Origin of the sequence: Shewanella sp. HN-41 (genome assembly GCF_000217915.1) — a bacterium.
Lineage (GTDB): Bacteria > Pseudomonadota > Gammaproteobacteria > Enterobacterales > Shewanellaceae > Shewanella.
Genome location: NZ_AFOZ01000037.1, coordinates 167652 through 190933, shown reverse-complemented (window position 1 = coordinate 190933; position 23282 = coordinate 167652). Strand labels below are relative to the sequence as shown.

Here is a 23282-nt window from a genome sequence, read left to right as displayed (position 1 = left end):
TCCGAGGATGCTTAGTTTGCCAGTTTTGCCTTGAGCATCACTTCAAGTTTGCCTTGGTCGATAGCAAAGTTACGAATGCCTTCGGCTAATTTATCGACGGCCATAGGATCTTGGTTGAAGTCCCAGCGGAATTGAGCTTCTGTTAAGGGCTCCACAGCACTTGCGGTCGTATTTGTAGGCAAAAGTTTAGGTTGGATCTGTTGCTGAGAGTTGGCTAATTCTTCCAGTAGAGAGGGCCCAATGGTGAGACGATCACAACCCGCTAGTTCAATAATCTCACCAATATTGCGAAAACTCGCGCCCATTACAACAGTCTTATAGCCATGCTGTTTGTAGTAATTGTAAATTTCTGTCACCGACACAACACCAGGATCATTGGCGGGAGTATAGTCTTTGCCTGTGTCTTTCTTATACCAGTCCAAAATACGGCCAACAAAGGGCGATATTAAGTAAACCCCTGCCTCAGCACAGGCTCGTGCTTGAGCAAAGCTGAACAACAGCGTTAAGTTACAGTTGATCCCTTCTTGCTCTAATTGTTTGGCGGCACAAATACCTTCCCAAGTAGAGGCTAATTTGATCAGAATACGAGATTTATCAATACCAGCGTCTTGATATAGGCGTACGAGTTTGTGTGCTTTGGCGATGGATTTTTCTTTGTCAAAGGAAAGGCGGGCATCAACCTCCGTTGAAATACGGCCAGGAACGAGTTTGAGGATCTCAACACCTATATTCACGGCAAGTTTATCGCCAGCGTCATCAATTTGTTGCTCAACATCAGCACTCTGTGACTTTGCCCATGAAACGGCATTATCAATTAAAGCACTATATTCAGGAATTTGAGCGGCTTTTAAAATAAGTGATGGGTTGGTTGTTGCATCTTCAGGCTGGTAGCGTTTGATTGCTTCAATATCGCCGGTGTCGGCAACAATGGTGGTGTAAGACTTGAGTTGCTCTAATGTATTGGCCATGAAAAACATCCTTCTGAGGTAGCTGTCTAAACTCGGAATTTACTGATGACTATTAGAAGCGATTTTGCCAACTTTTCCAACCTTGAATGTAAAAAAATTACAAAAATGACAAAACTATGTCGATTCTAACTAAAACTGGCCCAAGTGATGTACTTGGAGTGGAAGCACTAAAGGAACATTAGCCCTGTGCCTGCTTCCCGAAAACAAAAAAGTCGCTGCAAGCAGCGACTTTTATATTACTGAAAGTAAAAGATTACTTTAGCACAGGTTGTTTCATGCTGGTGGTCACGATAGCTTCAATGCGGCGGTTAGCTGCATGGGCTTCTTTTGAATCACCCGCGACGATTGGTTTAGTCACACCGTAGCCATTAGATGTTACGCGGCTTTGGCTGATACCATACTTTTCAACAAGGATTTGAGCGACAGCATCGGCACGCTTGTCTGATAGAACCATGTTGTATTCAGGCTTACCTACGTTAGAAGCGTGGCCTGCGATTTCAACTGTGAATTCTGGATTCTTATTCAGGTAGTTAGCCAGTTTTTCGATTGATTTGTAGTATTCTTTTTTAACTACAGCAGAATCGTTAGCAAACTGGATTGAGCCTACATCTTCTTGTTGTTTAACATTTTCATAGATAGTACAACCAGTTGAGTCAACTTTGTGAGTTTCTGGCGTCGCTGGGCACTGATCTTTGTCGTCGTATACACCGTCGTTGTCTGAGTCAACAGGAGTTGCTGCAACTACAGCTGCTGCAACTGGTGCTGCCGCTGCGGCCGCACCGAAACGGTAGCTTAATTCTAGGCCCCAGTAATTGCTGTCTGCATTAACTGGAACGATAGCACTAGCACCTGCGTTATCATCTAAGTTTTCATAGCGGCGATATTTAGCTTGTAACTTCAGGTTATCAGTGAAGTTATAGCCCACACCAGCCCCAAAGTATGGAGCAAAGTCATTTTCGCTGTAAGAGCTTGAGATTGCTCCTGAGCGTTGGCTGTTTTCGAGCGTGTAGTACATTGCACCTGCTTCAGCAGATAGGCTCCAACGGTTACCTAATGGCCATACGCCCACTAAGCCAAGAGTTGCACCTTTTACATCAGCATCGTTGCTAATACCTGCATAGGTCCAATCTGCACTACCTAGATCACGATAGCCGAGTTCTGCACCAAAGTAGTCATTAAACATATAGCCTGCGAAGATGTCCCATGCGTATGGGTTGTCATCGCCATTGTCAGTTGCAATGTGTTCATAGTTATTAACGCCTAGACCTGCACCAACATACCAAGGCGTTAGCTCCTGAGATGCGCTGGCAGCAAGTGGAAGCATTGACGTAAGTAAAACTACTTTTAATGTATTCTTCATCATTTTCTCTAAGTCCATTGTTTATGATTCTCCACCAATATGCTTTGCGAGTGTTATGCAAAACATTGCTAGCACTTAGTGTGGGGATCCTTTGGTATTGTAGCCAGCGGTTAATTATCACTGCATTTGTTAAATTTTTCCAGTGATTAATCTTAAGTTTTTTTATCGACAGTCATTCCGTTAATTAAACTGAATGTTAAAAAGGCATTCCTTAGAATGCCTTTTTGTGTCTATTTTGTTAAAAACATTTATTGCTAACGTGTCCAAATCCAGTTTTCAATCTCTGCAGGATCGACACCATTGGCCTTAATATAATTGCGATGATCAACGAGTCTTTGAAGCATGTCAGTCGTAATTGAAACATGCTTGGTTTCATCAATAACGCCCTGTTGGAACAGTTTGTACGCCATATCAATCACTAAGTGATAGCGAGAGGTGCCATTACGAACGCCCATGTCGAACGGTGTCGTTGTTGAGCCTTCTTCCTCATAGCCTTTAATTCTAAAACGGCGACTTCCTTTGTAATCAAAAATTAACTTTTTGATTGTATTTGGGTAACCATGATAGTTAAAGACAACACCTTTATCTTGAGTAAATATTTCGTCCATTAACCAAGGTTTTTCTTTAAATTTGCGACTACCTAAGCCATCACTGCTTAATTCGGTTACGCTAACAAAGCGAATTCTGACCCTTGGAAGTAACTCACGAATTAATACTAAAGATGCCATACATTCTTGGGTGACATAATCACCACAACCTGCCAGTACAATATCTGGATTTTCATCTGAGGCGAAATCCCAAACCATGACACCATCTTTAGCTTGTTTGCGAGCTTCTTCTAAACTGAGCCATTGTGGCAGCTCTTTTTTACCTGCGACAAGAATGTTGAGTTTGTCACGATCCGCAAATGCGCGCTCTGTGTAAACGAGCGTGCTGTTAGCATCAGCAGGCAAATAAGCCGAAATAATTTTTGGATGCTTTTCTAACATTGCCCCAAGGAATGAGGGGTTTTGATGCGAATAGCCATTGTGGTCTTGACGCTCTAGCAATGAAGAGAGCACAACGTTACAGGCTGGTAGTGGTTTGCGGAAATGTACTCCTTGGCTCGCATAAACGTATTTACAGTATTGATCCGCCATAGATGAGACGACCTGCGAAAATGATTCATAGGTCGGGAACATCCCGTGACGGCCTGTGACTGTATAGCCATGTAACATGCCAAAGAGTAAGTTTTCAGACAACAATTCGAGTACGCGACCATCACGTGACATGTCGTCATCCCAACTTTCGATTGGCCATTGCCAAGCTCGATCGGTTTCTTCAAATACCGCCTGCAATTGATTCGAGTAAGTTTCATCGGGACTGAAAATGCGTAGGTTATGTTGATCACGGTTGAGTTTGAATGCGTCACGCATCCACTCGCCCATTTTCAGCATTGAGTAGCCTCGATGACCACGTGGGACCTCTGGACCGTAACTAAGCTTCTCAAGATCTGGGTTAGATAAGGCTCTTACGACTTCACCACCATAGGTTAGATGTTGGCGACCACAGGCTAAGTGCTTAGGTGGGATTAAAGAGCAAATGTCAGCATCAAAAATCAGCTCACCTTTGTCATTCATATGGTACAGCTCTTGGAAATGATAGTTGGCAAGCCAAGTATCCAGAGCTTCAAGATGGCCTTTATCGGTAGCGCACTTATTGACGATCACTTGATGTGATTCACAGTTACCTTCTAATTTTTTACCATTATATTCGCTAACACCTGTCCAGCCTTTTGCTGTGCGCATCAAAATGACTGGCCAGCGTGGTTTGACAACATCTTCACCGCTACGAGCACGACGTTGGATCTCATTGATCATGCTATAGGCGGTATCCATAGCATTCAGCATTTGCAGGTAGACATCTTCTTCTTGCTCGCTGTCAACAATGATCGGGAAATAGCCAAGGCCACGGAATTCTAGATCCAATTCTTCATGGCTCATGCGCCCCATGCGGGTAGGGCCTGAAATTTTATAACCATTGATATGGACTATGGGTAAGACGGCACCATTTGTCGCTGGTGACACTAAACGGTTTGCATACCAAGATGCAGCCAGTGGGCCTGTTTCAGACTCTCCGTCGCCAATTAATACTGTTGCAATCAGGTCTGGGTTGTCTAAAACTGCACCCCAACCGACAGCGAGTGAATAGCCGAGTTCTCCGCCTTCGAGTATTTGACCTGGTGCCTCTGGGTTAGCGTGAGAAGGGTAACCATAGGCGGCTGAAAACTTTTTACAAATGTCTTCAATCCCCGTTTCATTATAGGGAATGGTCTCGGGGTAAAAATGGCTTAATGAGCCTTCGAGGAATAAGTTTGCCTGTACAGCGGGAAAACCGTGACCTGGACCGACTAAATAGATGAATGGACGATTATGTTTGACTATGAGTCTGTTAATGTTGGCATAGACAAAGTTGATTCCTGGGCATGTACCCCAGTGACCGAGTAAGCGTGGTTTAATGTCAGAATGTGCTAGTGGACGTTTATGTAAGACGTTTTGTTTTAGGTAAATTTGTGATGTTGCGAGGAAGTTGGTTGCTCTGACATATTTTTTTAGAGCATTAATTTCATGTATGTGCGTCATATTAAGCCTCACTAGAGCTGACGAAAGTATGTGGGTTTTCGATGTAGACACTATATTTGTAATTTTATTACAAAAATGTGCCCTACATCCAAATTTTAAAAGTTGTTTTAGCTGTTAAGTATAGTCGTTCGATGAGAACTATTTGTTAATTTAGCTTTAACAAAGACTTGAGAAAGTTATTGGTCGTGATGATGGCGACATTTAAGTGTGCAAACACGAGCTTGATCACATGAGTAATTTCGAATACTGTGCTATTTTGCCGCGTTGAATTCGGTAGCCGTGTTGTTGTAAATTCACGGAAGGATAATTTGAAGAAATAAATCTACTGATATTCTTATCTTTAATCTGGAAGGATTCATTCACCACAAATATTTTGCCTCTCGCTTTTACCGCGTAGAAGAGGGGGAGTATTTGCTACGGGAAGACGTAAAATAATGTTAGAAACCATTGTTAATTTTTTGAATGCACTGCTTTGGGGTAAGTTGTTAGTTTATGGGCTGGTTGGAGCGGGTCTCTATTTCAGCCTTAGACTGATGTTTATTCAGCTTACTCACTTCAAACACTCTCTAAAAGTCATGGGCATGAGTCGTCAAGGCTGCGATAGTGGGTTATCTTCATTTCAAGTATTTTGTACCAGCATGGCAGCCCGTGTCGGGGCGGGAAATATGGCGGGTGTTGCGGTTGCTATTGGGGCCGCGGGACCAGGAGCCGTATTTTGGATGTGGTTGATTGCTGTACTGGGGATGGCCACTGCTATGGTTGAATCCACCCTGGCTCAAGTTTATAAAGTACGTGATAATGATGGTCAATTTCGTGGTGGTCCTTCTTACTATATGGAAAAGGGGTTAGGACAAAGGTGGATGGGGGTGTTATTTGCTTTTTTCCTGATCATTGCCTTCGGACTCGTTTTCAATGCCGTTCAAGCCAATACCATCACAGGTGCAATGGAGCGGGTGTTTGGTTTTGACCCAACCTATGTTGGGATCGGGTTAGTGATTGCGAGTGGGTTTGTTATTGTTGGCGGTCTACGTAAAGTGGCTCGAGTCTCCGAGTTTATTGTGCCAATCATGGCGCTAGCCTATATTTTAGTCGCTTTTATCATTGTTATTTTCAATCTAGAACAATTACCTGCGATCATTAGTCTTATCGTAAAAAGTGCTTTTGGTTGGCAAGAAGCCGCCGCTGGTGGCGTTGCCTATACAGTTGCGCAGGCTATGCAAGCAGGTATAGCTCGTGGCTTATTCTCTAACGAAGCCGGAATGGGGAGTGCCGCCAATGTTGCAGCGAGTGCTTCACCAAACCCCAACCATCCCGCTTCCCAAGGGTTCGTACAGATGATGGGGGTGTTTGTCGACACTATTGTTATCTGTACTGCAACTGCTGCCATTATCTTACTTTCCGGTGATATAGGCTCCAGTGATGATGGTATTCGTTTAACGATTAATGCCATGTCCAATCATGTCGGTGACTGGGGGGGGGCTTTTATTGCGGTTGCTATTTTCCTCTTTTGCTTCACTTCGATTATTGCGAATTATTCCTACGCCGAAACCAATGTGATGTTTTTAACGGGTAACAGCACAAAAGCACTGCCTTTATTTCGACTATGTGTTCTCGGTATGGTGATGTTTGGAGCCGTCGCTAAGATTAGCCTAGTATGGAGCTTAGCGGATGTGTCTATGGGGCTGATGGCTACTGTGAATATTGTGGCGTTATTGCTATTGTCGGGTTTAGCTATTCGAGTGATTAATGATTATCGTGAGCAGCTCAAGGCGGGTAAGATACCGGAGTTTGATCGCAGTAAGTTTCCTGAACTGATGGATCAGCTAGACAATGATATCTGGCAGGATGTCAGTGCTACTAGGCCAGTAGAGAGTCGCTAGTCGTACCCGTGAGTTGTTTTTAACAGATGAGCACTATCGGAAAAACCACGCAGTCAATGCGTGGTTTTTTTATCTCTCTTCCGTATCATAGATGTATATTATTTTCTGTTGGAGTTTTTGATGTTGATATTGGTTTCGCCGGCGAAAACCTTAGATTTTGAGCGACCACCGCTGACTCAAGTCCATACTCACCCCGATTTTTTATCCTATAGTCAGGAGTTGATCCAGGTCTGCCGACGGTTAACGCCAAGTGACATCGCCACATTGATGAAAGTCAGTGATAACATTGCAGGCCTAAATGCCGCTCGCTTTGGGGAGTGGCAACCGAATTTCACCCTTGAAAGTGCGAAACAGGCTATTTTTGCTTTTAGAGGCGATGTGTATACAGGCTTTGATGCCGATACGTTATCGTTTCCTGAGTTGAAAAGGGCGCAATCTCAATTGCGTATTTTATCGGGATTATATGGTTTACTGCGCCCTCTTGATTTGATTTTACCCTACCGTTTAGAAATGGGGACCTCATTAACCAATCCAAAGGGAAAGAATCTTTATGAATTTTGGGGCAATATTTTAACCCAAGCGGTTAATCAAGCCATAGTAGAGCAAGGTGACGACATCATTGTTAATCTCGCCTCTAATGAGTATTTTAAAGCCATTAAAGTGAAGCAGTTAGAAGGTCAGCTCATTACACCAGTCTTTAAAGATTTGAAGAATGGCCAATATAAGGTGATTAGTTTTTTTGCTAAACGTGCTAGGGGAATGATGGCCCGTTATATTATTAAGCAGCAAATTAACTCAATTGAAGGGTTAAAAGGATTCGATGCCGCAGGTTATTACTATAGTGAAGAATTGAGTAAGCCAAACAAACCGACTTTTTTAAGAGAATCACAGCTATAAAATAAGCGGTTAATAAAAGAGCAGCTTAAGGCTGCTCTTTTATTATAGTGGGATTATTTTTTGCTCTCAGCAACGAGAGGTGTTAGCACTATATTTGAATTTGCCATGATATAAGCAAATTGGGCATAGGCTGCGACATTTTGTGCCAGTGCAGCAGGATCTATTTTATCTAGGGTATCATTTGGGGTATGGTGATAATCAAAATAATCATGACCATCTTGCCTCAATGATGCAACTGGCACACCTAATGCTGGCAGCATTGACACATCAGGTCCTCCAGATGCTTGGTTATTACCCAGCGTTACACCGTTAGCAGTCATAGGGCTAATGGCGGTTTGGACCTCAGCAAAGACACTTTCATTTACTTTAGTATCGATTTGATAAATCCGTCCGGCACCGAAGTCTGATTCTGCGGCAATATAGTGTTGAGCTAACTCGGTTTTATGGGTATCGCTATAGGCTTTTCCACCGATAAGCCCCATTTCTTCTGCGGCATATAACACGACCCGGATTGTACGGGCGGGTTTAACGTTAAGGTCTTGAATGTGCTTAGCCGCGGCCGTGACGATAGCGACGCCTGCGCCATCATCAATAGCACCCGTGCCCTCATCCCATGAGTCTAAATGAGCACCAATAAGGACGATTTCACTGGGCTTACTGCTGCCTGTTACCTCGGCTATCACATTATAGGAGGTGTTAAATCCTAAGTCTTTTGGTGACATATGCAACTCGAGTACGGCATTGGGATTACGTTTTAATATGGCATCGATTAAATCTGCATCTGGGTTTGACATGGCTGCTGCGGGAATTTTTGGCACGCCATCTTGATAACGCATCATGCCAGTATGGGCCATACGATCATGATCTGTGCCTATGGAGCGAATAACGATAGCGACGGCTCCTTTTTGTGCTGCTGCAACGGCCCCCTTGGCGCGTCCTGCGACACTCTTACCGTAACCTTCACCCGTGATATGCCGTTCGGTTTTTTGGTCAATAAAAGCAATCTTATCTCTTACTTCATCAGGGTTTGCCTGTTGCAGCGCTTCTAGGCTATCAAAGCGTGCAATCTTAGCTTTAATGCCTTCAGTGGGTGTTGCAACACTTCCTCCTAATGCGGTGATGACGAGTGGTTGCTCCGTTGGAGAGATAATTCTCGCTTTAGCTTCACCACGTTCCCATATTGGAACTTGCACAGGTTCTTTATAAACACGATCAAATCCAAGACTCGTTAATTTATTCATAGCCCAGTTGACTGCAATAGTATCCTTTGGGCTGCCCGCCAATCTTGGGCCAACTTCAACGGTTAAGGATTCAACTATCTCGTATCCAAGCGAAGAGGATAATGCAGTTTGTGTTAATTGAGTGACTTCATCTGGCTGAGGTGTCCTGTCAATGTGGTTTTGGCAAGCACCTAAACCGCTAATTAAAAGGCCAGTTATTAGTGCTGTCTGATAGGGTTTCATAGGTTTCCTTTATTTTTATTAAGCATGTCCCATTTTTAAAAACAATCTAGCAAAAAGTGTGCTTTATGTCCCGACTATATCTGTAAGGCAACGCTATATTAGCGCAGGGGTTAGTTTTAGGAGAAAAAGTGCGTAATGAATATTGAATTGATGCAGGAGCGAGCCGATCATGCCGTAGTGCTATTAAAGGCACTCGCAAACGAACGCCGTCTATTTATCCTTTGTTATTTATTGAATGAAGGAGAGATGTGTGTTGGCGAAATGAATAAAAAATTAGGCTTGAGTCAATCGGCACTATCACAACACCTTGCTTGGTTACGCAAAGATAATTTAGTAACCACACGCAAAGAAGCGCAAACGGTATTTTATTCACTGAAAAGTGATGAGGTACGGGAGATGATCCATCTACTGAACAACATTTATTGTCATTAATGGTGTTTTTCAGATATAAAAAAACCGGCAATTGCCGGTTTTTTCTATTTGCTATAGATATTAAGCAGCGATTGCTTTGATCTTAGCGTTCAAGCGAGCCTTATGACGGGCAGCTTTATTCTTGTGAATAAGGCCTTTAGTCGCCATACGGTCAACGATTGGTTGTGCAGCAGCAAAAGCTTCTGTTGCTGTTTTGTGATCGCCTGCTTTAATTGCAGCGATTACTTTTTTAACGTATGTACGTAACATTGAGCGACGGCTGGCGTTATGCTGACGACGCTTTTCAGATTGAAGCGCGCGCTTCTTTGCAGACTTGCTATTAGCCAAGGTGCAACTCCTAAAAACTGGATTTGATACTTTTAAAGGCCGAGGAATATGCCTGCATTTAGTCACTTTGTCAATGACTATGATTGAATATTCATCATAAAGATAAATTAATCCAACCTGCCTTGGCTATCTTCAACCCAACTCGTGTAATATGTGGCGCAATTCTAGCAGCTATTGCCGCGGTGTGACAGAGCCTGAGTCGATTTTTTGAGATGAATCACCTAATCAATTCGATGTAGGTCTGGGGGACGATTGAGTAAAAAATTATTAAAATCTGGCATGATCGTTAGTGCTATGACATTGATATCTCGTGTTTTAGGCTTGGTCCGAGATGTTGTTGTTGCAAATTTAATGGGTGCGGGTACCAGTGCGGACGTTTTTTCTTCGCCAATAAAATTCCAAATTTTTTGCGTCGATTGTTTGCCGAGGGAGCATTTGCACAAGCTTTCGTTCCAGTTTTAACAGAATACCAAGAAAAGCACTCTTCGGATGAAACCCGAGTGTTACTGAGCAAGGTGGCTGGGACACTTGGTTTGTTAGTCACAATAGTGACTTTAGTTGGTGTGATTGCATCACCTGTTTTATCTGCACTTTTTGGTGGCGGCTGGTTTGTCGCTTGGCTGAATAATGAGCCCGACGGCGCTAAATTTGAACTTGCAACCGTCGTGCTTAAAATTACCTTTCCTTACCTGTGGTTTATTACTTTTACGGCGTTGGCGGGCTCGATTTTAAATACCCGTGGACGTTTTGCGGTATCGGCATTTACCCCAGTCTTCTTAAACGTGGCCATTATTACGGCGGCAATGTTTTTTGCACCGACGTCTGCCCAGCCTGAGATTACCTTGGCGTGGGGGGTGTTTTGTGGTGGTTTGATCCAGTTTCTATTCCAAATTCCATTTCTTTTACGGGAAAAGGCCCTTGTTAAACCTTCTTGGGGTTGGCATCACCCCGGTGTGGTAAAGATTAGAACCTTGATGATACCCGCATTATTTGGGGTCTCGGTTTCACAAATAAACCTGTTGTTTGATACATTTATCGCCAGTTTTTTGATGACAGGTTCCATAAGTTGGCTGTACTACTCTGATCGTTTGTTGGAGTTTCCCTTAGGCTTGTTTGGCATTGCTATCGGAACCGTAATTTTACCCGCATTATCACGAAACCATGTTAATGCCGAAGGGGATGGTTTTGGGTTGACGATGGACTGGGGAATAAAAGCCATCCTCTTGCTTGGATTACCTGCGATGATGGGGTTAATTGTATTAGCTAAACCTATGTTAATGGTCCTGTTTATGCGCGGTGCTTTTTCAATCACTGATGTTGAAATGGCATCCTATAGTTTGATGGCTTATGGCAGCGGTTTGCTTAGTTTTATGTTGATAAAGGTTCTGGCTCCAGGGTATTACTCTCGCCAAGATACTAAGACACCCGTTCGTTATGGCATTATTGCCATGATCACTAATATGGGGTTCAACTTGTTGTTTGCGATACCTTTTGGCTATGTTGGGTTGGCGATTGCGACCTCGATGTCGGCTTTACTCAACGCCACATTACTGTACCGTGGGCTGCATTTAGCTGGCGTTTATCGAATTTCACGGCCAACGATAGTGTTTTTTGTTAAAGCCGTGGTCTCGACAGCCCTTATGGTGGTAGTCTTACACTACTTTTTACCTTCGCAATCACAATGGTTAGAGTGGCATCTGATCGATCGCACCAAAGCCTTGATAGGTTTGATTTCTATGGGAGCGATGACCTATCTGCTTGGGCTACTTTTGCTTGGAATTCGTCCTTGGTCTATTAAACGGGGAGTTTGATTGCTGATTCTCATCGCGAGCTGTTATATAATCAGCCGATTTGCGCTTGGCAGTTGTCTAACGTTATGGAATTAATCCGCGGTATACATAACATTTTGTCATCCCACCACGGGTGTGTTTTGACTATAGGTAATTTTGATGGCGTCCATCGCGGTCATGCACAAGTGATTGCAAACTTAGTGCAGAAGGCCAAGCAGTTATCGCTTCCATCAACTTTGATGACGTTTGAACCTCAGCCACAGGAATTGTTCAGTGGTGAGAATGCTCCCGCCCGTTTGAGCTTATTGCGAGATAAGGTTATTTTGCTCGATGAGTTGGGCGTCGAGCGGTTAGTATGTGTTAACTTTAATCGCGCTTTTGCCGATCAACCTGCCGAGCATTTTATCGAAGAACTGTTGGTTCGTAAGCTTGGGGTGAAATACCTTGTCATCGGCGATGATTTTTGCTTTGGCAAAGGGCGTAAAGGCAATTTTGAAATGCTGATGCAAGCGGGCGCTCGCTATGGTTTTACCGTAGTCAGTACACAAAGTTTTATGCTTGGCTCACAAAGGGTGAGTTCCACGGCTGTGCGTGAGCAATTGGCTAAGGGAAACCTTGAACAGGCCCGGCGTCTGTTAGGTCATCCTTTTACCCTGAGTGGTCGGGTTGCCCACGGGCAAAAAATTGGTAGAACCATAGGTTTTCCTACTGCCAATATTGCACTTAAACGTAATGTTGTGCCTGTGCGTGGGGTGTTTGCGGTTAAGTTATATTGGGATGATAGTGACATTTATGAAGGGGTTGCCAATATTGGCTTTCGCCCAACGGTAAACGGTCAAGTGTGTCAGCTCGAAGTTCATTTATTTGATTTTGACGATGACATTTATGGCAAACATGTTGAGGTTGAATTGGTGGCAAAGTTGAGGGATGAACAACCCTTCGATTCATTGGATGCGCTAAAACAACAGATTTTGAATGATGCAAATGAGGCCAGGGCTTTATTTGGTAATGATGCAGGCTGAAATTTATCAGTTTAATTAACGGTATAGGATCAATGAGCGACTATAAATTTACTTTGAATTTGCCGGAAACAGAGTTTCCGATGCGTGGTAATTTGGCAAATCGCGAGCCAGAGATGTTAGAGCGCTGGACAAAAGATGGTCTGTACCAGCAGATCCGCGATAGTCGAATTGGCCGCACTCCCTTCATTTTGCATGATGGTCCACCCTATGCGAATGGCAGCATTCATATTGGTCACTCTGTAAATAAAATCCTTAAGGACATCATTGTTAAGTCAAAAACCATGTCAGGTTTTGATGCGCCTTATGTGCCGGGTTGGGATTGTCATGGTCTACCAATTGAACTCAAAGTTGAACAAAAAGTCGGTAAGCCTGGCCAAAAAATTTCTGCGGCAGAATTTCGTGAGGAATGCCGTAAATACGCGGCTGAGCAAGTGAATGGCCAACGTGAAGACTTCGTTCGCCTAGGTGTGCTCGGTGATTGGTACAACCCGTATCTCACCATGGATTTTTCAACCGAAGCTAATATTGTGCGCTCTTTGTCAAAAGTGATTGAAAACGGTCACTTGCACAAAGGGGTGAAACCTGTTCACTGGTGTACTGACTGTGGATCTGCATTGGCTGAAGCTGAAGTAGAATACGAAGATAAAACTTCTCCAGCCATCGATGTGGCTTTTATCGCCACAGATAGCAAGGCTGTTGCCGCTAAGTTCGGGATAAGCGATTATTCACATCCAGTCTCTATGGCGATTTGGACAACCACACCATGGACTTTGCCTGCAAACCGTGCCTTATCTTTAAGCCCAGAGCTTGATTACAGCTTGGTTGAATTCGTTAAAGATGATGTGACACAAGCATTGATCTTAGCCGACGTCTTAGCTGAGGCTTGTTTAAGCCGTTATGGCGCCGAGAGCCACAAGGTATTAGGTAAGGTTAAAGGGGCCTCGCTTGAATTGGTACGTTTCAATCACCCATTCTTAGCCTTTGATGTACCTGCTATTTTAGGCGATCACGTCACCACGGATGCGGGTACTGGTATTGTTCATACTGCGCCAGGCCACGGCCAAGACGACTTTGTTGTCGGTCAAAAATACGGTTTAGAAGTGGCAAACCCCGTTGGCGATAACGGTGTTTATAAGCCTGATACTGAATTTTTTGCGGGCCAGCATGTCTTTAAAGCCAACGACAATGTGGTTGCGCTGCTGAAAGAAAAAGGCGCATTGCTACACCATGTTGCCTATCGTCACAGTTATCCACATTGCTGGCGTCATAAGACACCGATTATTTTCCGTGCAACGCCGCAGTGGTTTATTTCTATGGATAATCACGGGTTGCGAGCGCAGGCATTAAAAGAAATCGAACAGACCCAGTGGATCCCTGATTGGGGCCAAAGCCGTATCGAGAAGATGGTCGAGAATCGCCCTGATTGGTGTATCTCGCGTCAACGTACTTGGGGCGTGCCTATTACCTTATTTGTGCATCGAGAAACTGAAGAGTTGCACCCTGACAGCGTGTCGTTAATGGCACGTGTAGCCAATCGCATTGAGCAGGAAGGTATCCAAGCTTGGTGGGATCTCGACGCTGCCGAATTACTGGGCGAAGAAGCCGAACAATACCGTAAAGTGACCGATACTTTGGACGTTTGGTACGATTCAGGTTCTACATTTGCGTCTGTTATTGCCGCTCGCCCTGAATTTCATGGTCATGGTGTTGATCTATACCTTGAAGGTAGTGACCAACATCGCGGTTGGTTTATGTCATCTTTGATGATTTCAACAGCAATGAATGGCAAAGCCCCATACAAACAAGTGCTTACTCACGGTTTTACCGTCGATGGTAAAGGTCGTAAAATGTCGAAATCTATCGGCAACGTGATTGCACCACAAACTGTGACTAATAAATTAGGCGCCGATATTCTGCGCTTATGGGTTGCGGCCACAGATTATAGCGGTGAGATGACGGTTTCCGATGAAATCTTAAATCGCAGCGCCGATGCTTATCGTCGTATTCGTAACACCGCTCGTTTCCTATTGGCTAACTTAAATGGTTTTGATCCTGCAAAGGATTTAGTTGCCGTAGAAGACATGGTGGCACTCGATCGCTGGGTTGTTCGCCGTGCAGCAGCACTACAGCAGGAAATTATCGAGGCTTTTGAGCAATATAACTTCCATAGTGTGACACAGAAATTAATGCAGTTCTGTTCAGTTGAACTGGGTAGTTTCTACTTAGATATCATCAAAGATCGCCAATATACGGCTAAGCAAGAAGGCCATGCCCGCCGTAGCTGTCAATCGGCACTGTATTTGATTTCTGAGGCCATGGTGCGTTGGATTGCACCAATTCTAAGTTTCACTGCCGACGAAGTATGGCAACTATTGCCTGGTGAGCGTGATGCCTATGTCTTTACTCAAGAATGGTATGAAGGCTTGAAATCGGTCACCTTAGCGACAGATCTTAGCGACGACTATTGGCAGCAACTGCTGACTGTGCGCAACGAAGTCAACAAAGTGATTGAACAAGCTCGCCGTGATAAACGTATCGGTGGCTCATTAGAAGCTGAAGTGACCTTGTTTGCCGATGCCGCTTTGACTGAACAATTAACCCATATCGGCGATGAACTAAGATTTGTGTTATTGACCTCTGAAGCTAAAGTATTGCCTTTAACGGATGCAACAAGTGATGCGGTTGAAACTGAGCTGGCGTCACTAAAATTAGTAGTTGCTTCAAGTACTGCTGAGAAATGTGAGCGTTGTTGGCATCATAGAGAAGAAGTCGGCACTATCGAGGCTCACCCAACTTTGTGTACCCGCTGCGTAACAAACATTGAAGGTGACGGTGAAGTTCGTCTGTTTGCGTAAAGGATCTGTATGCCATTAACTTGGAAAGACAGTGGCTTACGTTGGTATTGGGTAGTTGTATTGGTGTTTTTGGCCGATCAACTATCCAAACAATGGGTCTTAGCCAATTTTGATTTATTCGAATCGTTGCCGTTATTGCCCTTTTTTAATTTTACTTATGTCCGCAACTATGGTGCAGCCTTTAGTTTTTTAAGTGAAGCCGGTGGTTGGCAGCGTTGGTTGTTTACTGTAATTGCAGTGGGTTTTAGCTCCTTATTAACTCTTTGGTTGCGTAAGCAATCGGCTTCATTATGGAAGTTGAACTTAGCTTATACCTTAGTGATTGGTGGCGCCCTAGGTAACTTAATCGATCGATTGATGCACGGTTTTGTGGTGGACTTTATCGATTTTTATTGGGGTAAGAGCCATTATCCTGCCTTTAATATTGCAGACTCTGCAATTTTTATCGGTGCCGTATTGATCATTTGGGATTCGTTTTTTAACAGCAAATCCGAACAAGATAAAACCGAAGAGGTGAAGTAGTGACTGTGACACGTTCGTTATTGTGCCATATGAATATTGTGCTTGAAGATGGTTCGACCGCCGACAGCACTAAAGCCTCTGGTAAGCCTGCCCGCTTAAACATCGGTGATGGTACCTTAAGTCCGGCATTCGAGGCGCAGCTTGTATCCTTGAATGAAGGCGATAAGCATAGCTTTACGCTTGAAGCTGTCGATGCGTTTGGAGCGTCTAATCCCGATGCGATTCACTATATGGATAGAACCCGTTTCCCTGCCGATATGGCGTTAGAGGTTGGTGTTATCGTGAGTTTCGCGGGCCCTGGCGGCAGTGAGATCCCTGGGATTGTGCGTGAGGTTGCAGGTGATTCGATTACCGTCGATCTCAATCACCCCTTAGCGGGACGCAAAGTCACTTTTGAACTCGATGTGGTGAAGGTACTGTAAGATGAAATTCGATCCTACTAGCCCAAGTTTAAATATTATGCTGGCCAATCCTCGCGGCTTTTGTGCTGGTGTGGATCGCGCCATTAGCATTGTTGAGCGTGCGCTCGAGTTATTTTCGCCACCGATTTATGTTCGCCATGAAGTGGTCCATAACCGTTATGTGGTTCAAAACCTTAAAGACCGCGGCGCTGTTTTTGTCGAAGAGTTAGACCAAGTTCCTGATAATAATATAGTCATCTTTAGTGCCCATGGAGTTTCTCAAGCGGTGAGGGCTGAGGCTAAGACTCGTGGATTAAGGGTCTTTGATGCAACTTGCCCCTTAGTCACTAAAGTGCATTTACAGGTCACCCGAGCGAGCCGTAAAGGGATTGAATGCATTTTAATTGGCCATGAAGGTCACCCTGAAGTAGAAGGGACAATGGGGCAATACGATAACCCTAACGGTGGTGTTTATCTGATTGAATCCCCAGCTGATGTTGATACTCTCGTCGTTCGTAATCCTGACAATCTTTGCTTTGTAACCCAAACAACGCTATCGGTTGATGATACTTTAGATATTATTGCGGCCCTACAAAAGCGCTTCCCCTCGATCGAAGGTCCACGTAAAGATGATATCTGTTATGCGACTCAAAACCGCCAAGATGCGGTGCGTAATTTGTCAGCTGATGTAGATTTATTGATTGTGGTGGGTTCAAAGAATAGCTCTAACTCGAATCGATTGCGTGAGCTGGCGTTAAAGACGGGGACTCAATCATATCTCGTTGATACTGCCGATGATGTTGAATCAAGCTGGTTTAATAATGTGACGCGTGTAGCTGTTACTGCTGGGGCGTCTGCCCCCGAAGTATTAGTACAACAAGTAGTTCAAGCGATAGCCAAGTTGGCTCCGAGTGTTGTGACCGAAGTTGAAGGTCGTAAAGAGGACACTGTTTTTGCTGTTCCAGCTGAATTACGCTAATCCACTTCAATGTTGCTAATAAAAAAGAGGCTAAGGCCTCTTTTTTATTAGCAAAAATTTCCAAAATTCATACAAAGCATAATGACATCAAGGCTTATATGCTATTGTTACTGGCTACTTACATTTTAGTCATCTATTATTAACTGTTGATGGTGTTTTTATCGTAAGATTAAGATTTTTAAAGGGTAAATTGCTGAAAAGCTTGTCAAAAATATGACAGAATTCGAACATTTGACACAAAAAAGATTTCAACGAGGCTTCTCATTAATAGAAGTGCTTGTCGCATTAGTGATCTTAATTATTGGCTTAATAGGTATTTTTAATCTGCACATTGTCGCAAAGCGAAGTAGCTTCGAGTCATTTCAGCAGACACAGGCCTCCTACTATGCCAACGACATCATCAACCGGATGAAGCTTAATCGAACGCAGCTCGCTAGTTATGCTGGGGACTATATAGGCGCTAAAACGACTATCACACCTGCATCGCCAGCCTGTGAGGGCGGGACTCTCTGCTCTCCTGCTCAATTGGTTGCTTGGGATTTATACGAATGGCGCTCAGCCTTTTCTGGTGAAGATGAAGTCGTGGGTACTCAAAATGTGGGTGGATTGGATACACCTACAGCATGCATAAAAGTTAATGGCAATTCAGTTTCAGTTACAATGACATGGCGTGGAATTAGTGAAACGAGTGATGGTATTGGAAGCATCGAATGTGGTACATCGAATAATAGACGACGTGTTTTTACGATTCAAACGGTGATTTAGATGACCTTTAGTTTAACAAAATTTGTCGTTATGAATAGACAAACGGGGATGTCACTCGTTGAATTGATGGTTGCTATGGTTATAGGTCTATTTTTAACGACTGGCGTATTCACTATGTTTAGTATGTCGTCATCCAATGTCACTACAACCAGTCAATTTAACCAATTACAGGAAAATGGTCGTATCGCATTAGCCATTATGGAACGGGATATCAGTCAGTTAGGTTTTATGGGGGACTTAACTGGGACCGATTTTGTTGTTGGAATTAATACAAATGTTGAGGTTGCTGCCTTAACTTCTGATTGTGTTGGGGCTGGCTTAAATAACGCAACTTTACCTAACGATAAACCTGCACATTTTAGACGGCTCTGGGGGTACGAAAACACCTCCACGAGTGAGCATCTTAGTTGTTTGGATAATGGTGATGTGAAAGTTGATACTGATATTTTGCAGTTAAAACGCTTTCTTGGTCCAAGTGTATTAAAGGGCGATAACAATGCAATTTATGCCGCATCAAATTCATCACAAGTGGCATTTTTTGTTGGTGAGAACCCTGCCGCAACGATAGAAAACTCGAGGATTTGGGAGTATCAGCATCATGTGTACTTCATTGCTGATGATGCAAGTGGAATACCTATTTTGCGGCGTAAAACTTTAACCAGCACAGGTATGAGTAACGATGAGCAATTAGTTGAAGGCATAGAAAATATTCGGTTTTTGTATGGATTTGATAATGATGGTGATAGTACACCTGATAGTTTTATGCCTGCAGAAAATGTGACTGAGTTGATGTGGGATAATGAAGGTTTTCAAAGGCTTGTGGCCATTAAGGTTTTTATATTGGTTCGTTCTATTAATCAAGATAGAAGTTATACCAATGAAACTAAATATCAGCTTGGTGATAAGCAAATAACTATCCCTGTAAATGATCATTATCGTCGTAAAATTATGTCCACAACAATAGTACTGGAAAATCCAGTACTGATACGTAGTTGATTGGAGTTGTGCATGAAGAAGCAAAAAGGTGTAGTGCTGTTTTTCGCATTAATTGTTTTGATCATTATGACGGTCATTGGTGTTGCTTTAGCTGTTAATTCGACTCAATCGCTGCGGATGTCTGGTGCTGGTGCAGAAAGAATTGAAGCAAAGGCCATTGCTGATGGTGGTTTAGAGCAAGTTATTTCTGATTATTCTGGCGAACAGTTTGCCAACCTAAGTGCCGAAACCGATACGGCAGTTTTTAATAGCAGTCAAAAATTAAAACCATTACCTGATACAGGTGTACGTGATGTCGGCTGTCAAAGAACTTCAAATGCAACGGGCGCTAATTTGGTCAGTTGTAGAAGAATTGAAATTAGTAGTTCTGTGACTTTCGGCAGGGATAACCTTGGCTCGCTAACTGTTGTTTCTGGTGTCGAGCAGCAAGTGCTAACAGGAAATTAAAGCTATGTTGAAACAAATTTTTTGTGCTCTGATTGTTGCGATGGTGATTATTGCGGGGCAAATACATGCAGATGATACAGAGCTTTATCTTGTTGACTCCACCGTAAAAACTGGCAAGCGTCCACAAGTGTTATTTATATTTGATAATTCAGGGAGTATGTCCACTGAAGATCAGAATGCTGTCAGCTCTTATTGTTCAGCAGAAAATGTAGGTAAAACATGCTCATATGCGCTCGGTTTTGAGAATTATTTAGCTGATTATTCTGGCTATATTAATGAAAAAGGGATCTATTGGAATGCAGGAGGGATTGATAATACCAGTAATATGCCTACACCCGATGTGCCAAGTGATTCTCGTCGATTTTATGCAGATAATAATAATTGTCAAAAGGCTGCGGAAGCATTAGTGAGCAGGGGGCGTTACACAGGGTTACTACGCGAGTTTAAAGCCAGTGGTAATTCTGGTAGATGGACCCCTTTAGCTGAAAATGAAGGATTTAACCAAGGTCAAATTGTTGATTGTTATCAAGATATAATGGAAAGTGAACCGAAAAATCCAGGGGCTAATAAACAAGGAAACTCAACAACGTCTTATGCTCCGGGATATCCTGTGGACCAAAAAGCTATGTATACCACAGGTTCTGATAGTGCTGCGCGGGACGCAAGCCTAGCAGGTACAGATTTCGGAAAAGGCTCTCCTGTCACACTTTACACTGCTCACTATTTAGTTTGGTACAAATGGATCACCCAAACAGAAGAAGGACAAAATAGTGGTGGGACTGGCACTCGACTAGATGTTGCTAAAGATGCAATATCAACGGCATTAACGGATTTAAGTATAGATATTGACGCTGGATTGGCTATATTTAATTTAAATTATGCTGCAGAAGGAGATGCGGATGGTGGAAGAATCGTTTCGGATATCAAGGAGTTAACAAGTGCGAATCAGACAGCACTCCTGTCATTAATTAATGGGATGCCTGCACAGACAAATACCCCCCTCTGTGAAACGCTTTATGAAGCTTATCAGTATTTTAGTGGAGGACCTGTAACTTTTGGTAATAAAGATAGTAATGCCAAGGGGAAGTATACTATTAGTGGTTATGTTCCCAATAGTCCACCGAGTATTCTTAGCTCCGGTAATTACACCACACCATTTAAAAAGTGCCCTGATACTGCTTATATTATTTACATTACTGATGGTGCGCCGACCTTAGATCATTCTGCCGATCTTGCGATTCAATCATTAACCGGCTCCGCTAAAATTCAAGCTGATTACAGTGGCTTCGAATTTACTAATGATAAAGGTGTGAAGGAGACCAGTTATTTACCCGCTTTAGCCGCATACATGGCCAATAATGATTTGGTTGCTGGCGTTACTGATGCTAATGGTATTGATAACAAACAAAATGTGAGGACCTTTACTATTGGTTTTTCTGATGGTGCCGATGTTGCTGCGGCATTGTTGGAGGAAACAGCCTTTAGAGGCGGCAATTCCAGAAATGCTCAAGGAATTTCTAAGGGCTATTATGTCGCCAAAAATGGCTTAGATTTAGTACAGGCAATGGATGATGTATTAAAATCAATTTTATCAATTGACTCATCTTTTACTTCCCCCAGTATTGCAAGTAATAATTTCGATAAAACGCAGACATATAATTCGGCTTATTTTGCAATGTTTTTACCTGGAGAGGGTCCTCGGTGGAGTGGTAATCTGAAAAAGTTAAAGGTTAATTCTGCGGGTGAAATTGTGGGGCCTGGTGGTGTTACAAATGCAATCGATACTAATGGGAATATAGCTTCGAGCACTTGTACCTACTGGAATACTTGTCCTGCCAACGCCCCCGATGGCAATAAAGTCAATTCGGGAGGTGTGTTGCCAATTTTGAGAAGTACCCTTAAAAATAGACAACTCAAATCCCTTAGTGGCTCTAGCTTGACAGATATTAGTTCTACAGACTTTGTAATTAATTACTCCCAAGCTGATTTGGATTGGCTCTATGGTGTTGATGTAGATGATGATAATAATAATGAGAGTACCACAGATGCTAGGGAAGATATTATGGGGGATCCACTCCATTCAAAACCCTTGGCAATCAATTTTGGTAAAAAAGCAACTAAAGATTCAGATGGAAATGTCACTTCCGAGAACCTTGATGTTCGAGTTTTAGTCGGTACAAATCAGGGATTAGTCCATATGTTTATGGACTCTGATACAGGTAGTAGTGATTTTTCTGTTGGAAATGTGAAAGAGTCTTGGGCATTTATCCCTCCAGAGTTATGGGGAAATGTTTCTCGGTTGCGTGAAAACTCCCCAACGAGAGTGCATAGTGTGTACGGTATGGATTTATCTCCTGTTGCATATACTGAAACTAATTCTTATGGTGAGGTTAATAAAGCTTGGGTATTTTTGGGGATGCGTCGAGGGGGGGCTTCCTACTATGCTTTAGATATTACATCACCAGATTCTCCTAAATTCATGTGGAAAATTGACTCTACTGATAGTTTTCAAGAGCTAGGCCAATCGTGGTCTGAACCAGTAGTGACTTTTATTCCAGGATATGCCAAACCTGTATTAGTTTTTGGGGGAGGTATGGCCTCATCAGATGGTTCAGGATCCACAATTTATATAGTTGATGCAGAGACTGGTACATATAAATATAGTTTTACAGCCGCGGGAATGGGGAGTATTCCTAATAAGGTTGCTATATTAGATAGTAATAACGATGGATTAACTGATCGTATCTATGCAACGGATGTTGATGGCAATGTGTGGCGTATGGATTTACCTTCGGCAGTTAATTCTACTTGGTCTATTTTTAAGTTTGCATCAATTAGTTCAGATAGTTCGCCAGATAATAGAATGTTTTTCGCTGAACCAACGGTCGCGCAAACCCAATTTAATAATCTTCATTCAGAAAATGGTGTTTTATCATATCAAAGTATTCCATATGATGCTGTTACCGTTGGAACAGGAAACAGAACACATCCGCTAGACACTGCAACTAACGATATGTTCTATGTTTTTCAGGATAGGAATGTTGTGACAAAACAATATTCTGGAACAGATGTACCTGCACCACTAACCATTTCAAATTTATATGATGTCACCTCATCAGCCCCTGCATCGCAGAGCGAAAATATTGCTTTTGGTGAAAAAAGAGGCTGGTACTATGATTTTCCTACAATAGGTGAGAAGAGCCTTTCTTCATCGTTAATATTTGACGGAAAAGTTTATTTTACCTCATTTGTGCCACCAACTAATCAATTAGTGGATTTAGATGCTGGAGTTTGTGGCTTTTCAGGACAGGGTCGGCTTTATGTATTTGATTTACATAAAGGAACAAGAACATCTAACACTCTCTATTATGAAGTAGGGGAGCGAGTCCCTGATACACCTCAAATTGTGATCCCTAGACCTGAGCCGGGTGAAGAGCCGAAAGCTTATGTTATCGGAGTGGGTAAAGGAGAGTGTGATAATGGCGAATGTAAAGGTACGATCGAATTAGGCAGTGGTTTAAAGACCAATAAAATTTATTACCATATTGATGAGTGAC

The 23282-nt window shown here is 43.0% G+C and carries 17 protein-coding genes and 1 pseudogene; 13 read left to right on the top strand and 5 right to left on the bottom strand.

Annotated features, from left to right (window positions below; all coding sequences use genetic code 11):
• Positions 1-11: 11 nt before the first annotated feature.
• From tal to SOHN41_RS14110, 3 genes are all read right to left on the bottom strand, one after another.
• Positions 12-968, bottom strand: a complete 957-nt coding sequence (gene tal, locus SOHN41_RS14120) for a transaldolase (protein ID WP_007650184.1) — start codon at positions 966-968, stop codon at positions 12-14.
• A gap of 253 nt (positions 969-1221) precedes the next feature.
• Positions 1222-2346 carry an OmpA family protein gene (locus tag SOHN41_RS14115; RefSeq protein ID WP_007650183.1) on the bottom strand — a complete coding sequence of 375 codons (1125 nt, stop codon included), beginning with the start codon at positions 2344-2346 and terminating at the stop codon, positions 1222-1224.
• Positions 2347-2582: 236 nt separating this feature from the next.
• Entirely contained in the window at positions 2583-4949 is a 2367-nt protein-coding gene (locus SOHN41_RS14110; protein ID WP_007650182.1) for a phosphoketolase family protein, read from the bottom strand.
• 434 nt (positions 4950-5383) lie between these two features.
• Between SOHN41_RS14110 and SOHN41_RS14105 the strand changes: the two genes are divergently transcribed.
• Entirely contained in the window at positions 5384-6829 is a 1446-nt protein-coding gene (locus SOHN41_RS14105) for an alanine/glycine:cation symporter family protein (protein WP_007650181.1), read from the top strand.
• Between the two features lie 120 nt (positions 6830-6949).
• On the top strand, positions 6950-7726 hold the full coding sequence (gene yaaA, locus SOHN41_RS14100) for a peroxide stress protein YaaA (RefSeq protein WP_007650180.1): 777 nt from the start codon (positions 6950-6952) through the stop codon (positions 7724-7726).
• Between the two features lie 53 nt (positions 7727-7779).
• Here the strand turns inward: yaaA and SOHN41_RS14095 are convergent, their stop codons facing one another.
• Entirely contained in the window at positions 7780-9189 is a 1410-nt protein-coding gene (locus SOHN41_RS14095; protein WP_007650179.1) for a M28 family metallopeptidase, read from the bottom strand.
• A gap of 135 nt (positions 9190-9324) precedes the next feature.
• Between SOHN41_RS14095 and SOHN41_RS14090 the strand changes: the two genes are divergently transcribed.
• A complete protein-coding gene (locus SOHN41_RS14090) occupies positions 9325-9621 on the top strand; it encodes an ArsR/SmtB family transcription factor (RefSeq protein WP_006084975.1) in 297 nt (98 codons plus the stop codon).
• Positions 9622-9681: 60 nt separating this feature from the next.
• Here SOHN41_RS14090 and rpsT read toward each other — a convergent pair whose 3' ends face one another.
• Positions 9682-9948: a 30S ribosomal protein S20 gene (gene rpsT, locus SOHN41_RS14085; protein WP_007650172.1), complete on the bottom strand. Its 267-nt coding sequence runs from the start codon at positions 9946-9948 to the stop codon at positions 9682-9684.
• Between the two features lie 252 nt (positions 9949-10200).
• Here rpsT and murJ point away from each other — a divergent pair.
• The 10 genes and pseudogenes from murJ (at position 10201) to SOHN41_RS14035 (ending at position 23281) form a co-directional block, all read left to right on the top strand.
• Positions 10201-11759: pseudogene (gene murJ / locus SOHN41_RS14080) on the top strand (murein biosynthesis integral membrane protein MurJ).
• A 65-nt stretch (positions 11760-11824) separates the two neighbouring features.
• The gene (gene ribF / locus SOHN41_RS14075; protein ID WP_037459226.1) at positions 11825-12760 is read left to right on the top strand and encodes a bifunctional riboflavin kinase/FAD synthetase; all 936 of its coding nucleotides are present in this window, start codon (positions 11825-11827) and stop codon (positions 12758-12760) included.
• A gap of 32 nt (positions 12761-12792) precedes the next feature.
• Positions 12793-15615: an isoleucine--tRNA ligase gene (ileS, locus tag SOHN41_RS14070; protein ID WP_007650166.1), complete on the top strand. Its 2823-nt coding sequence runs from the start codon at positions 12793-12795 to the stop codon at positions 15613-15615.
• Between the two features lie 9 nt (positions 15616-15624).
• Positions 15625-16137, top strand: a complete 513-nt coding sequence (gene lspA, locus SOHN41_RS14065) for a signal peptidase II (RefSeq protein ID WP_007650164.1) — start codon at positions 15625-15627, stop codon at positions 16135-16137.
• A complete protein-coding gene (gene fkpB / locus SOHN41_RS14060; RefSeq protein WP_007650163.1) occupies positions 16137-16559 on the top strand; it encodes an FKBP-type peptidyl-prolyl cis-trans isomerase in 423 nt (140 codons plus the stop codon). Before lspA ends, fkpB begins: the two co-directional genes overlap by 1 nt.
• 1 nt (position 16560) lies before the next feature.
• Complete coding sequence (gene ispH, locus SOHN41_RS14055) at positions 16561-17517, top strand: 4-hydroxy-3-methylbut-2-enyl diphosphate reductase (protein ID WP_007650160.1); 957 nt, start codon at positions 16561-16563, stop codon at positions 17515-17517.
• Between the two features lie 213 nt (positions 17518-17730).
• A complete protein-coding gene (gene pilV, locus SOHN41_RS14050; protein WP_083820789.1) occupies positions 17731-18282 on the top strand; it encodes a type IV pilus modification protein PilV in 552 nt (183 codons plus the stop codon).
• Positions 18283-19278 (top strand): PilW family protein, encoded by a 996-nt coding sequence (locus SOHN41_RS14045; protein WP_007650157.1) that lies wholly within the window; start codon positions 18283-18285, stop codon positions 19276-19278.
• 12 nt (positions 19279-19290) lie between these two features.
• On the top strand, positions 19291-19725 hold the full coding sequence (locus tag SOHN41_RS14040) for a pilus assembly PilX family protein (RefSeq protein ID WP_007650156.1): 435 nt from the start codon (positions 19291-19293) through the stop codon (positions 19723-19725).
• A gap of 4 nt (positions 19726-19729) precedes the next feature.
• Positions 19730-23281: a pilus assembly protein gene (locus SOHN41_RS14035; RefSeq protein WP_007650154.1), complete on the top strand. Its 3552-nt coding sequence runs from the start codon at positions 19730-19732 to the stop codon at positions 23279-23281.
• The last annotated feature ends 1 nt before the right edge of the window (position 23282 follow it).

What these genes read in the sequence shown, in the direction of transcription:
- ribF (WP_037459226.1), top strand. Translation starts at nt 11,825, where the DNA reads ATGGAATTAATCCGCGGTATACATAACATTTTGTCATCCCACCACGGG.
- SOHN41_RS14115 (WP_007650183.1), bottom strand. Translation starts at nt 2,346, where the DNA reads ATGGACTTAGAGAAAATGATGAAGAATACATTAAAAGTAGTTTTACTT.
- SOHN41_RS14110 (WP_007650182.1), bottom strand. Translation starts at nt 4,949, where the DNA reads ATGACGCACATACATGAAATTAATGCTCTAAAAAAATATGTCAGAGCA.
- SOHN41_RS14090 (WP_006084975.1), top strand. Translation starts at nt 9,325, where the DNA reads ATGAATATTGAATTGATGCAGGAGCGAGCCGATCATGCCGTAGTGCTA.
- SOHN41_RS14095 (WP_007650179.1), bottom strand. Translation starts at nt 9,189, where the DNA reads ATGAAACCCTATCAGACAGCACTAATAACTGGCCTTTTAATTAGCGGT.
- yaaA (WP_007650180.1), top strand. Translation starts at nt 6,950, where the DNA reads ATGTTGATATTGGTTTCGCCGGCGAAAACCTTAGATTTTGAGCGACCA.
- SOHN41_RS14045 (WP_007650157.1), top strand. Translation starts at nt 18,283, where the DNA reads ATGACCTTTAGTTTAACAAAATTTGTCGTTATGAATAGACAAACGGGG.
- ileS (WP_007650166.1), top strand. Translation starts at nt 12,793, where the DNA reads ATGAGCGACTATAAATTTACTTTGAATTTGCCGGAAACAGAGTTTCCG.
- pilV (WP_083820789.1), top strand. Translation starts at nt 17,731, where the DNA reads ATGACAGAATTCGAACATTTGACACAAAAAAGATTTCAACGAGGCTTC.
- lspA (WP_007650164.1), top strand. Translation starts at nt 15,625, where the DNA reads ATGCCATTAACTTGGAAAGACAGTGGCTTACGTTGGTATTGGGTAGTT.
- tal (WP_007650184.1), bottom strand. Translation starts at nt 968, where the DNA reads ATGGCCAATACATTAGAGCAACTCAAGTCTTACACCACCATTGTTGCC.
- SOHN41_RS14105 (WP_007650181.1), top strand. Translation starts at nt 5,384, where the DNA reads ATGTTAGAAACCATTGTTAATTTTTTGAATGCACTGCTTTGGGGTAAG.
- SOHN41_RS14040 (WP_007650156.1), top strand. Translation starts at nt 19,291, where the DNA reads ATGAAGAAGCAAAAAGGTGTAGTGCTGTTTTTCGCATTAATTGTTTTG.
- SOHN41_RS14035 (WP_007650154.1), top strand. Translation starts at nt 19,730, where the DNA reads ATGTTGAAACAAATTTTTTGTGCTCTGATTGTTGCGATGGTGATTATT.
- ispH (WP_007650160.1), top strand. Translation starts at nt 16,561, where the DNA reads ATGAAATTCGATCCTACTAGCCCAAGTTTAAATATTATGCTGGCCAAT.